The 14941-nt window shown below is 34.3% G+C and carries 24 protein-coding genes; 21 read left to right on the top strand and 3 right to left on the bottom strand.

Annotated features, from left to right (window positions below):
- Positions 1–60 precede the first annotated feature (60 nt).
- The 11 genes from fic to IGJ99_RS14460 all read left to right on the top strand — a co-directional run bounded on the left by fic (position 61) and on the right by IGJ99_RS14460 (position 7906).
- Positions 61–666, top strand: coding sequence for a protein adenylyltransferase Fic (gene fic, locus IGJ99_RS14510; RefSeq protein ID WP_224434960.1), 606 nt, complete (start codon positions 61–63; stop codon positions 664–666).
- A 15-nt stretch (positions 667–681) separates the two neighbouring features.
- Positions 682–1257 (top strand): recombinase family protein, encoded by a 576-nt coding sequence (locus IGJ99_RS14505; RefSeq protein WP_224434961.1) that lies wholly within the window; start codon positions 682–684, stop codon positions 1255–1257.
- Between the two features lie 159 nt (positions 1258–1416).
- Entirely contained in the window at positions 1417–1620 is a 204-nt protein-coding gene (locus tag IGJ99_RS14500) for a hypothetical protein (RefSeq protein ID WP_010734340.1), read from the top strand.
- A gap of 109 nt (positions 1621–1729) precedes the next feature.
- A complete protein-coding gene (locus tag IGJ99_RS14495) occupies positions 1730–3055 on the top strand; it encodes a Y-family DNA polymerase (protein ID WP_438770941.1) in 1326 nt (441 codons plus the stop codon).
- Positions 3048–3395, top strand: coding sequence for a hypothetical protein (locus IGJ99_RS14490; protein WP_430608650.1), 348 nt, complete (start codon positions 3048–3050; stop codon positions 3393–3395). The genes IGJ99_RS14495 and IGJ99_RS14490 overlap by 8 nt, the downstream gene beginning before the upstream one ends.
- Positions 3392–3574, top strand: coding sequence for a hypothetical protein (locus IGJ99_RS14485; protein WP_438770948.1), 183 nt, complete (start codon positions 3392–3394; stop codon positions 3572–3574). The genes IGJ99_RS14490 and IGJ99_RS14485 overlap by 4 nt, the downstream gene beginning before the upstream one ends.
- A gap of 246 nt (positions 3575–3820) precedes the next feature.
- On the top strand, positions 3821–4642 hold the full coding sequence (locus IGJ99_RS14480; protein WP_438770940.1) for a hypothetical protein: 822 nt from the start codon (positions 3821–3823) through the stop codon (positions 4640–4642).
- 148 nt (positions 4643–4790) lie between these two features.
- Positions 4791–5084: a type III secretion system protein PrgN gene (locus tag IGJ99_RS14475; RefSeq protein WP_153830637.1), complete on the top strand. Its 294-nt coding sequence runs from the start codon at positions 4791–4793 to the stop codon at positions 5082–5084.
- A 215-nt stretch (positions 5085–5299) separates the two neighbouring features.
- A complete protein-coding gene (locus tag IGJ99_RS14470; protein WP_153830638.1) occupies positions 5300–6118 on the top strand; it encodes a ParA family protein in 819 nt (272 codons plus the stop codon).
- A 17-nt stretch (positions 6119–6135) separates the two neighbouring features.
- The gene (locus tag IGJ99_RS14465) at positions 6136–6543 is read left to right on the top strand and encodes a hypothetical protein (protein WP_142433693.1); all 408 of its coding nucleotides are present in this window, start codon (positions 6136–6138) and stop codon (positions 6541–6543) included.
- A gap of 319 nt (positions 6544–6862) precedes the next feature.
- Complete coding sequence (locus tag IGJ99_RS14460; RefSeq protein WP_438770939.1) at positions 6863–7906, top strand: replication initiator protein A; 1044 nt, start codon at positions 6863–6865, stop codon at positions 7904–7906.
- 91 nt (positions 7907–7997) lie between these two features.
- Here the strand turns inward: IGJ99_RS14460 and IGJ99_RS14455 are convergent, their stop codons facing one another.
- Together IGJ99_RS14455 and IGJ99_RS14450 are read right to left on the bottom strand one after the other, a co-directional pair.
- Positions 7998–8960 (bottom strand): helix-turn-helix domain-containing protein, encoded by a 963-nt coding sequence (locus tag IGJ99_RS14455; protein WP_410301158.1) that lies wholly within the window; start codon positions 8958–8960, stop codon positions 7998–8000.
- Between the two features lie 605 nt (positions 8961–9565).
- The gene (locus tag IGJ99_RS14450) at positions 9566–9748 is read right to left on the bottom strand and encodes a hypothetical protein (RefSeq protein ID WP_438770938.1); all 183 of its coding nucleotides are present in this window, start codon (positions 9746–9748) and stop codon (positions 9566–9568) included.
- A 252-nt stretch (positions 9749–10000) separates the two neighbouring features.
- On the opposite strand from IGJ99_RS14450, the gene IGJ99_RS14445 reads away from it, so the two are divergent.
- The 10 genes from IGJ99_RS14445 (at position 10001) to IGJ99_RS14400 (ending at position 14108) form a co-directional block, all read left to right on the top strand.
- Positions 10001–10273, top strand: a complete 273-nt coding sequence (locus IGJ99_RS14445; RefSeq protein ID WP_326273978.1) for a hypothetical protein — start codon at positions 10001–10003, stop codon at positions 10271–10273.
- A gap of 445 nt (positions 10274–10718) precedes the next feature.
- The gene (locus IGJ99_RS14440) at positions 10719–11204 is read left to right on the top strand and encodes a hypothetical protein (protein ID WP_244063232.1); all 486 of its coding nucleotides are present in this window, start codon (positions 10719–10721) and stop codon (positions 11202–11204) included.
- Complete coding sequence (locus tag IGJ99_RS14435) at positions 11129–11566, top strand: hypothetical protein (RefSeq protein ID WP_169059351.1); 438 nt, start codon at positions 11129–11131, stop codon at positions 11564–11566. Before IGJ99_RS14440 ends, IGJ99_RS14435 begins: the two co-directional genes overlap by 76 nt.
- 64 nt (positions 11567–11630) lie before the next feature.
- On the top strand, positions 11631–11969 hold the full coding sequence (locus IGJ99_RS14430) for a hypothetical protein (protein ID WP_169059352.1): 339 nt from the start codon (positions 11631–11633) through the stop codon (positions 11967–11969).
- 185 nt (positions 11970–12154) lie between these two features.
- A complete protein-coding gene (locus tag IGJ99_RS14425; protein ID WP_438770937.1) occupies positions 12155–12550 on the top strand; it encodes a hypothetical protein in 396 nt (131 codons plus the stop codon).
- A 74-nt stretch (positions 12551–12624) separates the two neighbouring features.
- On the top strand, positions 12625–12786 hold the full coding sequence (locus IGJ99_RS14420; protein ID WP_438770936.1) for a hypothetical protein: 162 nt from the start codon (positions 12625–12627) through the stop codon (positions 12784–12786).
- A gap of 33 nt (positions 12787–12819) precedes the next feature.
- Positions 12820–13038 carry a hypothetical protein gene (locus IGJ99_RS14415; protein ID WP_169059340.1) on the top strand — a complete coding sequence of 73 codons (219 nt, stop codon included), beginning with the start codon at positions 12820–12822 and terminating at the stop codon, positions 13036–13038.
- Between the two features lie 45 nt (positions 13039–13083).
- Positions 13084–13410, top strand: a complete 327-nt coding sequence (locus IGJ99_RS14410; protein WP_104776075.1) for a hypothetical protein — start codon at positions 13084–13086, stop codon at positions 13408–13410.
- A gap of 36 nt (positions 13411–13446) precedes the next feature.
- Entirely contained in the window at positions 13447–13830 is a 384-nt protein-coding gene (locus IGJ99_RS14405; protein ID WP_169059276.1) for a hypothetical protein, read from the top strand.
- A gap of 56 nt (positions 13831–13886) precedes the next feature.
- Positions 13887–14108, top strand: a complete 222-nt coding sequence (locus IGJ99_RS14400; RefSeq protein ID WP_169059277.1) for a hypothetical protein — start codon at positions 13887–13889, stop codon at positions 14106–14108.
- A gap of 518 nt (positions 14109–14626) precedes the next feature.
- Here the strand turns inward: IGJ99_RS14400 and IGJ99_RS14395 are convergent.
- Entirely contained in the window at positions 14627–14905 is a 279-nt protein-coding gene (locus tag IGJ99_RS14395; protein WP_438755284.1) for a hypothetical protein, read from the bottom strand.
- Between the last annotated feature and the right edge of the window lie 36 nt (positions 14906–14941).

Raw genomic sequence — 14941 nt, 5'->3', positions numbered from 1 at the left:
CGGTACAATAGGATTTATAGTGTTTCATAAACTTATGTCAAAAAGTTAAGGAGATTTTCCATGATTTTAGAGAATAAATTGGGTTTAACGAATCAGGTTGAGCTGGCCAAGGCTGAAGAAAAACTCAGCAAGCAAAAAGCGAAGGAATTATACGATTCAGGAAAAATAAACGAAATCGAAGTCGGCACGTTTAAAGGCTTATCTGAAATTCATGATTTTCTCTTTTCAGAAATTTACGATTTTGCCGGAAAAATTCGTACGGTCAATATTGCAAAAGGAAATTTTCGTTTCGCACCGGTCATGTACCTGGAACATTCGTTAAAGCATATTGATCAAATGCCACAAACTTCTTTTGAAGAGATTATTAATAAATACGTGGAGATGAATATCGCTCACCCTTTTCGTGAAGGGAATGGACGAAGTACTAGAATTTGGCTAGATCTCATTTTAAAGGAAGAATTGCAAAAAGTTGTTGATTGGAACTTGATTGATAAAGCAGACTATCTTTCTGCAATGGAGCGCAGTCCAATAAACGACTTGGAAATACGCTATCTGATTTCCAATGCCCTGACTGATCAAATCGACGATCGTGAGTTATATATGAAAGGAATCGATGTTAGCTATTTTTATGAAGGATACTCTGAATATACGATAGATGATTTGTAAGAGCAGGTGGGTTAAATGACAAAATATGGCTATGCACGTGTCTCAACTGCTTCTCAAAGTACAAAGGAGCAGATCCAACAGCTGCTTGAGAACGGTGTTGAGAAGAAGAATATTTTTTCTGAAAAATTTACAGGTACGAAACGAGATCGACCGAAGTTTAATCAGCTGTTAGCTGGTCTGAAGCCTGGAGACGAAATCGTTGTTACGAAACTTGATCGATTCGCCCGTAATACAAGAGAAGCACTAGAGATCATTGAACCTTTACTCGATGATAACGTCACGATTAAGGTATTGAATCTAGGAACGATCGAAAATACGTCAATGGGTCGAATGGTTACACGCACGTTGTTGAGTGTAGCTGAAATGGAACGTGATATGATTGTAGAACGTACTCAGGAAGGAAAATTGTTTGCGAAAAAGAATAATCCTAATTTTAAAGAGGGACGTCCGAAAGCAACAATCACACCAAAGAAGAGGCACGCATATGAATTGATTACTTCCGGGAAATCGTACAAAGAAGTGGAAGCCATAACGGGGTTCAGTCGTAGTACACTTTTTAGAATTAAGAAACAAATAGAAGGCAGTGATTAGAAGAATGATAAAATGAATATAAAAATCTCTTTCAATTTAAATGAATCGTTGTTTATACGAACATTCTAAGGTCAAGTTCGCTCATTAAGATATATCATTGGTCGAACAGAGCGTCATATTAGCTACGAATAGAGATATTTTTAGGGAGGATCGAAGCAAATGAAAGAACAACAATTAGGCTATACTTTTTGGGGACGTCCATTATACGGATTAGAACGAAGAACGGCTGTATCGATCGATTGTGCTTGCGGTGAGCTGATTCAGCAAAATATTCAAACGAAACAATATCATTGTAAAAATTGTGGGAATTGTTACCAATTCATTGACCAAGACTTCCAATTGCTAAACGAAAAAAATAAGTAGGTTTATTATAGTCAGACAAATAGTCTGACTTTTTTGCTATTTTAGAATGTTCCCCTTTACAAATGCGAACGTATGTTTGTATAATCAAATTGAAATGGGGGAGAAAAACATGCTTGATTACTCAAATGAGCCAGTCAATGATTACTTTTTGATCGATATAAAAAGTTTTTATGCGAGCGTTGAATGTGTCGAAAGAAATTTAGATCCATTAACAACGCCTTTAGTTGTGATGAGTCGAGCAGATAATACTGGATCAGGACTAACTTTAGCCGCTTCACCAACTGCCAAAAGTAAATACGGAATCACAAACGTTAGTAGACCTCGTGATCTACCGTATCCTTTGCCTAAAGAATTACACATTGTCCCACCAAGAATGAACCTATATATAAAGAAAAATATGGAAGTAAACAGTATTTTTCGGCAATACGTCGCAGATGAAGACTTATTGATTTATTCGATCGACGAATCAATTCTTAAAGTAACAAAATCGCTGAACTTATTTACAACAGCTGATACAAGAAGTGAGAGACGCAAACAGCTCGCAAGACAGATACAATCACATGTTTACTGTCAAACTGGTTTGATTGCCACAGTCGGAATCGGTGATAATCCAGTTTTAGCCAAATTAGCCTTAGATAATGAAGCCAAGCATAATAAAGGATTTGTTGCGGAATGGACGTACAAAAATGTGCCAGAAAAAATTTGGACGATTAAAGAAATGACGGACTTTTGGGGTATCGGTTCACGCATGAAAAAAAGATTGAACCACATGGGGATTCTGAGTATTAAAGATTTAGCAAATTGGAATCCGTATTCTATCAAGCGCCAATTAGGTGTTATTGGATTACAGTTATATTTCCATGCTAATGGGATCGATCGAACAGATATAGCTTTACCACCAGAGCCGACAAAAGAGAAATCGTATGGGAACTCTCAGGTGTTACCTAAGGATTATACGAAAAAAGAAGAAGTTGAGATCGTGGTGAAGGAAATGGCGGAACAAGTGGCTGCACGTATTCGACAGCATAAGTGCAAGACTGGTTGTGTTCGCTTGTATATAGGTACGTCGATCCTGGAAACAAAGTCGGGGTTTTCGCACCAAATGAAAATCCCACTCACTGATAACACGAAAGAGCTTCAGTACTACTGCCTTTATCTATTTAATAAGTACTATGAAGGACAAGAAGTGAGACATGTTGGAATTACGTATAGTAAACTCGTTTATACTGATTCCCTTCAGCTAGATTTGTTTAGTGATCCACAACAACAGATCAATGAGGAAAAACTAGATAAGATTATCGACAAGATCCGACAGAAATATGGATTTACGTCGATTGTACACGCTTCTTCTAAGTTAGAAGGCGCACGTAGTATTACTAGAAGTACATTGGTTGGTGGACATGCTGGGGGCAATGGAGGGCTTAATAATGATTGAATATAACGATCGAGGACGCTTGAAATGGGCAGGCTTTTATCTTTCAGATCACACAGAAAAGATCGATGCCGACGTCGAGCAGCGTGCAAATCTAAACTTGGCCAAAGAACAAATGACGACTGAAGAGATTACGGAAGTATTGAACGCTGCTGTCCTGAAGAGAAAAGTTGTTTGTATCCAAAAGGAAGAACGTGATACTGAAGGCTACTATCCGGATGATATTAAGGGAGAAATCCATGGGTATGATGAACTAGGCATTTTTATTGGAGATCATAAGATCCATTACGATGAAATTCGCCACATTGAGATCCAGGAGTTAGATAAATGGAGTCAGCTATGAATATCATTCAGCAGTACGAATGGCGCTATATTTGCTATGAAGAATTACTAGAGGAAATTTGGGGATATGGGCAACAACTAATTAACCAAGTGGGACTTGAGTGCTTTACCTTTTATGTAGAAGCTAGCGCAGGGTATCATAGTTTCCACTATTATATTGCACCGTATGAAAAGAGTTAGAGAAGTACTGGGAGCGAAAAGGCTTTTTAGGGGTCGCTGAAACATCCGTACAGAAAATAGCGTTAAGGAAAGCAGAATAGTTTCTAAATCACCCTTTCCAAAACCTATCGCTATTTTCTGTTTAGTTGTTTCAGTGATCCCTTTTCTACTGAAAATAAAGGGAATTGATGTGTGATAGAATAAATAGAAAGCTATTTGAAGAAAAAATTTATTATGTGCAGATAATAAACAAAAGGAGTAAAAGAATTGAATCGATCAGAGTATAAACAAATGCTGACACTGAAATATTTTTATGAGGAGAAATTGCAAGAAATCAAAAAGAAACATAAGTCCGATCCGGATTTGTTTCATCCGATTGGTAAGGATCGTTATTGTCTATACTGTGAGAAGTATCAAGAAATACAAGATAAGCTACAGCCTATGGTAAAACAATTAATGGAGTATGAAAAAACACACGAAGTCAAACAACCAGTGATTCAACAGTTGGCTGCAGTCCCCAAAAAGGAAAAGGCGAAGCCAAAAAAAGTGTATCAAGTCTATTCTCTCTTGTTCAAAGATGGTTCAGAATATTTGGTTTATACGTTCGCCCAGGAAACTGGTTGTCGTTTATTAGGAAGACAGATTTCAGAATTAAGTAAGGCTGTTCCGATCTCAAAGGATTATTATTCTTCCATTTATTTAGAACAGGAAGATGGCTCGATTATTTCAGTAGAAGCACGCTTGCAAGAGCATTCGACTAAGAAAAGTTGGTTAGTAGCAGAGAAACAGCAAACGAGAATAAAAGCGAGAGGGAATTGTTTTAATGAAAAACCGTTTGAGTATTTGAAATACACTGAAGGACAATACGGCTGTTTGAGAACTTTTTGCGGGAATACGGTGATTAAAAAAACAAAGAAATTCTCAAAAAATGGGAAAGTCGCTTTTGAAACAACGCGTGGCATGATTGCGATAGAGTATGGACAAGTCCTTCTAAAGCTCTTTCCAGGCACGTTCATGGTCATTAGTGAACAAGAATTTAGCGAATATTTTGTAGAAGACGAATCCTTAGTATGGATGAAGAAAGAATAGAAAGGCAAGAAGGGTTAAGCCTATTTTTTTGATGCCGACATTAGGGATTAGTCCTAGTGAATAAAAGAAGTAGACAATAGCAGGTTATAAACGTTAACATATTATTGCGAACGCAATAATAATAATAAGAGAGGTAGGCTCACCCACCATGTCTCGAAATACTTTTGTTTATTCCCACCCAATCAATGTATTTATTATCAAGTATCTAAGTGTTACTGTCGATCAATTTTGTGAATCTTATGGCTATAGTCAAGGGACTGTCGCCAGTTGGATCACACGGAATCGACGAGTTGAATCACTCCCCGTAGGTTTCATATATGACTTGGGACTTGCGGCAAGCTTAAACATGTCTGATGTCTATGAAAAATTATTGATACTAGAAAATGAATACGATCGCTTTACTTCAAATCAGCAGCGAAAATTAAAGACACAAATAGATTAAAAATTTATATTTGACCGAATAATTAAGGTATAAGTTATACATTAATTATTAAAAGTATAAGTTATACCTTTAATAATTAAGTATAGCTTATACTTTTTTTATTGCCTATATTTCAACGTTTTCATAGATCAATATTTAACTTATACTTTTATTATTGACCTTAATTGATATTTAAGTTATACTTTAAATATCAATTAAGGCTTAGGAGGATTTATATGGATAATTTTCAGGGAACTACATTTACAGTTGGTAATTTCAAAGGCGGCGTTGGTAAAACTAAGATTGTCAGCATGCTTGCTTATGACAATGCAATTATAAGAAATAGAAAAACACTCATTATAGATTTAGATCCACAAGCAAACTTAACACAAGTTATTGCAAGAACTTTTGGTATAACCACTATCAACACTACTATAACAACTGGTATTGCAAAGGGAGAATTAGCAAGTAGTATTATTAATATAAATGAAAACCTTGATCTACTAGCATGTGACACAAGTTTTCGATCGTTCTCTTCTTTTGCGAACAAACATGAAAATGAATTAGATCAAGTTACAGTCTTAAAAAAATTACTTCTACCAATAAAGAACAACTATCAAGAAATATTTATTGATGTTCCGCCGACAATTAGCGAGTTTTCCGATAATGCTATGGCAGCTTCAGACTATTCGATAATTTCATTTCAGACAGCCGAAGAATCTTTGGAAGGAGTTAATAAATATGTAAATTATCAAAAATTCATGGTCGATAGATATAATCTTAATTTACAAATTATAGATATTGTACCTTGTATGGTAGAACCAAATGATGATTTTGATAAAGAAATATTAGAAGAAGCAATCGAAAAATACGGAACTGTGGTATCCAAAAACCTCATTCACTATCAAAAGAGATTAAGAAGATACTCTAAAATTGGCATACAATTAAGAAAATATAAAAATGGAAATTTTGATCAATGGGATTATAAAGCACACCAAGTATTTATAAATATTTTGGCAGAACTGGATGCCAGACAAGAGTTTTTAAATAAATAAAAGGAGTTGTATAGGTAATGCCTAAAGACTTTGATATTCCTAAAACAATGAAAAATGGTGAGTTTGAACCATTATTACCAAATAACAAACGACAAGACGTAAATATATCTGGTGAATTTAACTTTAGCAATAGTGCGTTGAGTAACACAAAAAATATATCCTTCAAAAAAAGAGGCCGACCAGTTTCAATTACCGATACAAGAAATAAAGTATCAGTTCCCAAGAAGATCTCTCCAGCATTAAATAGTAAACTATCAATTTTACAAGATTATATGACAGAGTTGCAAAGTGAGAAAGGACGAATTTCTTTTGAAAAAATCGTAAACACATTAGCAGATTCGTATATCCAGCATAGACTAGGAGTAGCAAAAGAAGAACATATAAAAGAAGAAATACAAGAAGAATTTGATAAGCTACCAAAATAATTTTTCCTCATGTAACATCAAATTAAAGTATAACTTATACCATACAAACAGAAATTAAAGTATAAGTTATACATTATTTATTTAAAGTATAAATTAATTATCCACCAATATATTAGCTATTAAATCAGCATTATCATAATTATATTTAAAGTATAAGTTATACATTATTTGCATTTAAAGTATAACTTATACTTATTTTTTTAATGTATAACTTATACCTTAAATGCGGTAGTTGTTTTATTAAGTCTAAATACATGATATAGTTCAATTGTTGAAAATCGAGAATTGATATATAAATTTTTAAGAAAGAAGGCAAACAATGAGTACTTTTAATTATTTAAAAGCAAATCGTGCTTATAACGAATTATACTATCAATACCCAAAAGTCTTTATTGAAAGTGATACTTATAAAGAATTGTCGGAAGGTGCAAAAATTGCATACATGCTATTAAAAGCAAGAAGTGAACTTGCTATATTAAAAAATCAAATTGACGAACAAGGTAATCTCTATTTCGAATTTACTGGAAAAGAATTAGCCACTATGATGAATTGCAGCGAGCGACGTATTACAAGCATAAAAAAAGAATTAGAAGATTTTTGCCTTCTAAAACAAGTGCCTATGGGATTCAACAAAACTACTGGTAAAAATGAAAAAAATAGACTCTATTTAGCTGAACTAGAAGTATCAAATCAAGATGTCTATTTGATGCAAAAAAGAGAAAATTATGCTCAATCCCTTGATAATAGCGGACTAGCAGAATTTGCTACCCAGTCGAAAGAAGCGAAAACTTCCGAATCCCTTGATAACAGTGGACTAGCAAATTTTGCTGCCCAGTCTAAAAACTCTCAATCCCTTGATAATAGCGGACTAGCAGAATTTGCCAAAGAACTTAATAATTCTTTAGACACTAATAGACACAATATAGACACAGAGAAAGACCACCTACAAGATCAATTATTGCTTGATAATTTTGAAACGATCATGAAAGACAATAGCATTGCTACCTTTGTCCCTGAACGAGTATTAAGTTTGATTAAAACATTCTCGTCTAATTATAGTGAAGCTCAAAAAACAGTCCAGACAATCCATAACGCAAAAGCAAAAGCGGAAAAAGACGCGCAGACTAAAATTATTTTTGAGGACCTGGATATTTATGGTCTTAATGCCGAGCAAGAACTATATAAAACACTGTTAAAAGCCTATCAAAAACTGAAAACAGAAAAAGTTGAAAATATTCAAAATCTAATTTTTGTTTACGTTAAGAACTGGTTTATGGAAAATCCGATTGCTGCAAAACAACAAGCTGAATCAAGCGAAGAATTACCTAAGGTCCCTTTACATGATTGGCTAAACGAAAGTTAAAATCAGTCGTGATCATAGGAAGTGTCTAGGTGTGTCTCAGCGTAGCTGATGTGTCTTTTTAGTTGCGAAATAAGTGATCAACTAAAAGTAACTAATCTATAAAATAGGCTACTTCACCAGGTGTTCCAGAAGTAATTAAATTATTCAGACTGTATAAAGCAATATCAGCTGTGGTTCTGATTTTTTCACCGTGGTAGTCTTTCAAGTTAACAATGAATTCTATGTCTTTTTTGTAGTTTATAGCTTTTTTTAGAGCGACTTCTTTCTCATCTGAAGTCAAAGCTTTGTAATATTCAATTCGAATTCTAAATAAAGTAAATAATAAGCTGAAATTAAATACTGGGCGAGAGGATAGAATTTCTCCAAGTTTGTCACAACTCTCTTCTGCCTTAGCTAATAATTCAAAATCAATATTGGTTTTGTCTAAAACAGCATGATCAATCAACGAATCGGTTATGTTAGAGATTGCGGCAGGAAGTACGTGTAAATATTGACAATCGATTGAGCTGATATGATCTACTTCATAATCTTTTAAAGTTTCTAGGAAAAATTTTAAGTGATCAATTTTAAACTTAGGGGTAAAATCTGTAATAAGTTGGAGATAATAGTTTGTTAAATAGTTTTTACTTTTTATTTGGTCAAAAAGTCTGTCCATTTCTTCAGATGTAATCGGTTCGATAAATGGTGCAGTCTGTTCAAATTGATGTTTGATGTATAAATAGCTTCGGTAAGATCGCAAGGATTGATCTTTTTCTGCCTTGGCAATTTCATATAGTTTTTTTAATTCGTTTAAATTCACCTCGTTGGTGATTGATTTTTGAGTAAGTTCTCTAATCTTTGCTGCGACAGCATTTTCCATATTTTCGATGTCGCTAAGATCTGTTATATGGGCATTGAGTCGGCACATGATTAACTCTAATTCGGTGGAAGTTAAGGCACGTTCGCCTCTTTCAAATCTTGAATAAGCGGAGGTGTCCATAATCCCCTTAGCAATTTCAGATTGCTTCACACCCTGTTTGATTCGTAGTCTTCGTATAAGTAAATGAATGTTCATACCATGTCCTTTCAGTAATGTCAATAAAAAAATGGCCATTTGTGAAATTCACAAGTCAGCAGATTTTTAGAGATTTTTGTAAATACTTGTTGTATGATTTATATGACGTCAATATTAAAAGCTGTACAGTAATTAAAAAAAGGAGGCAAAACAGAATGTTTCCATTTCCAATTGATCCACGTGATGCACAAGTAACACGTCCTTAAAAGTTATTTTTATCTCAAATAAACGAATAGACCAATTTATTTAAAGAATCATGTGAAACTTTTTATTATCTTTTTTTTAAAGAAATTGTCTAAACTAAGTATAATTTAGAATAACTATCAAGACAAACTTTTTCTAGTTAGGAAACCTATAGGTATGCGTTTATTTCTTGAATTAAATAAGAATATAGCGGGATTTATCAAAGAGGATTTTTACTAAAAGGGAATAGAGTCTGAATAAATTTAGGATATTTTACTGTTGCCAGAAATATAAAAACCATGTTATCGTTAAAAAGAATTAAATAAAGTACTAGTTTTTGTTCGCCGAAAAGGAGCTAGACATTTTAGTCTAGTTCTTGAAATGAGGGCAAACAAAAAGGAGCACCTTTAGCTCTCTCGCTTCTAACTGACGCCAATCAGTTGGAAGGTCGTTGAGATCCAAAGGGTCCAAACAACATTGTCCCATGTTGAATGGATTGCTCCTTGATCATTGTAGACGATGTCTACAACGTTGCTAATTATAACAAACAACTGAGGGGTATTCATTCGTTTTTGCTTATTTTTAAAATCTTTTTTATAAAACAATCTTAAAAAGTGATTTTATAGATGATGAGCGCGAACGTTTGTGTATGGACTTGGACTAATACGAATCGTTTTTTTACACGTTTGATTCAGTGGGGGAGTACGTGTAAAACGAGCGATAAAATTAGGTGTTATAGGGCGTTGTTGACAACTACAATCTTTGAGGAGGAATTTCACACATGTGGAATTCCTTCTTTTTGTTTGCCTTTATTTTCTGATATGTGTTCGAGAAAGTTAGTGAAGGAGTGGAAAAAAATGAATAAGTCAGCGCAAATGAAGCCCTGTTCTCCCCGATTGATTTTACAACGAGCGATTACCGTTCGTTTAATCGATGGAAGTATATGGGCAAATCTTGGAAATGGAAAATTTGTTCATCAAACGAACCTGACGGTTAAAGAAATAGAGGTACTCTATCCCAAAATTAAAACAGTCGTTGAGAGTGGTGGAAAGATTATGGCCAAGAAAAAACATTTGGCTCAATCCCTGGTCATGCTTGAACCACCAATGAAAGTGAAAGACTGGGCTTGAAAGATCGTTAAACGAAAGACATAGCTGTTTGTAAAGAACGATTATCGTTGTTTACATGATCCTTGAAAACTGGATAGTATCGGACGTTTATCCAAGGCGTTGTGTTTGGCTTTGGAATGAACGAGAAAGGTCTCGCTGTTTTCTGTCTGGCGAGATAGATACATTCAAAAATGACAGACTGCTTGACGTGGTAACTTGAGCAGGAGATCGTGTCTCTGGCATGTGGCGAGAAAAGTAGCGCAGTTGAACGCCTTAAAACCCAGCTGTTTGTTCTGAAAAGAAATACTTTGTACTTCTCAAAATGATGAAGAGAGACAGGTTGTCCGTCCCCCTAAAACGGTCAGGTTCCCACTTATCCGAAAAGTGTCGTACCATTTTTATTACTTGTTTGCGGTTCTTTGTGAACAGGTATGTCTTTAGAGCAAAAGAAATAGGAGTGAGTTGAATGACTGAAATACAAGTATTACTTGCTTTTATGCGTCAGTCTAAGCGTAAGGTAATCCAGCCTAGTAGTTTAGAGCATTGGTTTGAAATGAATGATTATTGGATAAAAGAAAGACAACTCAAGTTGTTTCAACAATTACAGCGAAGCAAGGCACTAAGGATCATGGAAAATGGCGAAATCATCCGAGTCGAGGCAATGCAGGAGTATTTCATGTTGTTTGATTATATGCAGAAACAACGAAAATCACAATTAGCTAAAGCTCACCTTAAACGATGGATCGCCGAACAACCAGCGTGGCATGCAAAAAAGACGGAACGACTGATTCGTCAATTGCATTGCACAGAGACAATGAAAATCACTGAATTTGGTGTGATCATTTCACACGAGAAACAAAAGAAAGGGGAAAATATATGGCAAAATCTACCGCAAAGAAGAGGAATAAAGATAAAAAGAAACGGTTGTTCCAATTGGAAGAACTACTGTTAGAGGAGAAGGATTTGGAGTTTGTGATCGGAAAAGAAGATTTATTTGCGAGCAATATTCAGTTCAAACATGATGAAGTGTTACCAGGCGAACGAGCATATATTGTCACGAATACTGTCGTCCACGCTACCCCTTTATACCAAAAACAATTGACACATTTACGATATATCCATTCATTGAGAATCGTGAATAACTTGGAAGAAGGGCAACTGGTGAAAGAAGTGCCAGTTGCAAAAATTGTACGGTCGAAAGCAGGAATTTACTTTGTTGTCGATCGAGAAAGAATCACACAGTCGTATCATCAACGAAAACAGCGTAACCAACTTCCAGGAGTCATTGCCGAAGAAATATTTCGGAATTACTAAAAGACATAAGCATTCTATCTGAATTTAAATATGGAGCGATAGCAAACGAGGAAGGAGAATATTTTTGGAATATCACCAAAATTTAAAGAATGCCACTACGGTTAAGGAAGTGCAAAAATTGTATAATGAAGGCTTTAAAAAAATGGTGGCAGAGATTGAAGAAGACTTTATTTCAGAAGGAAGAGGGCAACAGCTGGTTTATGCTGATGGTTGTATTGACCTAAGTTTAACTATAGCTGATATACATTTATTGATTTGTGCAGAACATCGAGCAGAACAGCTAAGTAAAAACAAGTCAGAAGGATTAGTGATTGAATCCAACCACGATACGTTTATAGAAGAAAGACTAGTAGAATTAAAAAGAAAAAAAGATACAGAGATTAAAGAATCATCGAAAAAATAGGCTATGTACGTGTCGTATCAGTTGATCAAGTTAATAATTGACAGATTTTACGGAATAAGTTCTTGCCTTGTTCTCATTAAAAATTATAGATGAATTGAAACGCACGTAGACGAAAGGAAAATTAAATGAATAAAAAAAGAGTATTGTGGCTCGTCGCAGGGTTGTATATTTGCATAATAGTTTCCATGATAACTATTTTTTGGTTAACAAATCAGCAGCGCAAATTTGTTATTGATCTGGGGGAACTGAATGCGGGACTACGAATGATCAATTGGATGTTACTAATTCTAACAGGTGGGCTAGCAATTTTAACTAGGAAAATTCTTCCAACAGACAAAAAAGATGAAGTGATATCAGAGAATGATCAAAAGGAAGTTGAAAAAAATGAAATTTTATCGATCTATTTATCGAGTGGAGAATCATTTTTTCATGAAATGGATTCAATGGACCTCGGTAGTCAAGAGATAATCGCTGCATGGAAGAATAAGAACCTTGGTGAGAAGCTCGTTATCGAAGATTCTGACGGCGTGTCAATGTATGCAATGGATCAGATTGCAGCTATCACGATCTTGGTTGAATAATAATTTGCATATAATCCTTGGAAACTTTGAGGAAACTAAAAAATAAAGGACTAGAAAGAAAGGAAGAATGAAGTATGAAATACAGTCAAATGGATCATAAAAAAATGTGGGTAGAAAAATTGGAAAGTGATCTGTCAGAACTCGAATCATTAGGGTATAGCAAAGATTCTAAAGTGTATAAGTCAGCTGTAAAACGGACTGACAAAGCCCGAAATGAACTAAACAATAGTCGGTAATAGACAGATTATACGGAATAGGGGGAAATGAAAATGAAATTAAAAGAATTATTGAAAATTTTACCAGATAAAGCTGATGCAACGTTTGAAATTGTAGAAGAAACTTACCCAACAGGAATTTTAGTAAAAGATATTTTAGCGACTTATCCACGAGCGGCAGAATATGAGGTGACATTACTAGACGCAGGAATTACAACACATGGGGGAAGAGATACTATTACCTTGTGCATTGAAGTCAGTAACGCGAACTAGTCAGTAATTCATTAAAACTGAAAACTAAGTGAGAGAGGTTTTACATTGCAAGATAAAGAAGAAAAAGTACTCCTTATTCTTGGAGAAACAGGAACTTTTTTAGTGGTATTGGTTATGAGAATCACAGGAATTCTTTACGGCGGATTAGTTACCATGATGCTCTGGAATGGGATCATTTCACCTACGTTTGGTTTAGATCAGCTGAATTTTTTTCAGGGCTTAGGTTTAGACCTCTTTATAAGTTATCTCTTTTATAACAGCGGAATCTCAGGAAGAGATAAAAGTGAATCGATTTTTGTTCCAATTATTGAGTCGGTGATTTCAACCACTTTATTTTGGGGTGTTGGTTCAATCCTTATGCTGTTTTTATAAAAGTAACTACTGTTTTTTTGTTTCAGGAGGATAGCAATGTTTATATTGAAAAACAAATATGAGGGATTGTTAAAAGTAGTAGTTCATGTGATTGTGTTTATTGGGATTATATCGATGGCAATGAAAGTACAAATGGAGCAGTCTAATTTTGATAATTCAATAAATAATGTCCAATTTTCTCGAAAGTTAGCCTATGACTCCAATAATGAACTTAAAGAATATGTAGATAAAAATTATATTCAGCAAATTATCTGGAAAACATATCCACTTCTAGTATATCCTGAAAGCATTTCAAGTAGGGTTTTGTTCAAAAGAGAAGCAAATCAAAAAAGTATTGATGAGGCGTGGCAAGATGTAATGAACCTTGTCGAAGATTATGAACAAAAAGAAACTGAATTAGGGCTTCTAATGGAGAATTGAACAATCGGTCAATAGGTGAAAGAAATAGAAGTAGCAGAAGGAGAGTGTCGCAAATAATGATTTCAAATGAATGGACATTAGAATACGAACGGCGACTTGAAAAACTGGCAATGTGTTTTTGGCGAATCTTTATTAGTGGTTTTTTTACTTTAATTTTAGGATCAGTAGTTTATTGGAATTATTATTTTTTAGGACTTTTGTGGTTTCCGCTAGTCCTATTGTTTTTATGGTACTTTATTGTGCTTGGTTTTTTAGTGATTTCATTGAAGTTGATTTGATCGTGCAAATAGTTACTGTAGCAGTCTATTTTACACGTAATTTTAATGACTAAGTTCTTTATTCGGAATCCTACCGTACATTTTCGTCTGGATGGGTACCATAAACCTCAAAATGTGAATACTTTTACAAGAAAAGGTTATTGCAATTAATTATAAAATAAAAATGTTATCTTTTCCAAAATGGTTGAAAATTATTTTTTAATATATGCAATATTAAATCGTTTTTATCGAAGAAAAAGATAATTGGTCTATATTAATAATTGTTTTATTAAAATTGTATGAAAAGACACAGGTTATCGTTTGGCGAAAATTATTTGGTTTGATATGCTTAATTTATAGTTATTTTAATTAAGTGAATCCTAGCTTAATAGTTGCCAGGGAGATCTTTTAAACCTAAACTCCAATTTTTAGTTTAAGAATACCTTTTTTAAAGTCTCAACACTTTACTCTTGAAATATTTTAACCCTAAGCATCCTTTTTGTGAGGGACGCGATCCCTGGCAACTATTAGGCTAGGCGTCATTCGTTTCCCAATGAATGATAATCATTTTGATTATTCATTTTTTTCAATTTATCCTTTCTAAGTGCGACTTGTTTTGCATACTCTTCAATCTCACTTTTTAAGTATAAACGAACTATTGGGGACTCATTGTATTCAATAAAAGGAGCGACCATGTTCGTTCTTACTGCTTGTTGAAAGGCAGGTCCGGACTGACCCGTAATTTTCATAGCACCTTGCTTTGTAACAAGATTATCTAAGATCCATTCTCGAATTTCTTTTGAATCGGTATCTTTCATGTTAACACCCCCTAAAGTATCTATAGAAGTAGTATA

It is taken from the genome of Enterococcus sp. AZ095b (assembly GCF_051714725.1).
Lineage (GTDB): Bacteria > Bacillota > Bacilli > Lactobacillales > Enterococcaceae > Enterococcus_B > Enterococcus_B pernyi.
The sequence above is the reverse complement of the archived record's forward strand: the minus strand, read 5'-3'. Positions and strand labels throughout refer to the sequence as shown.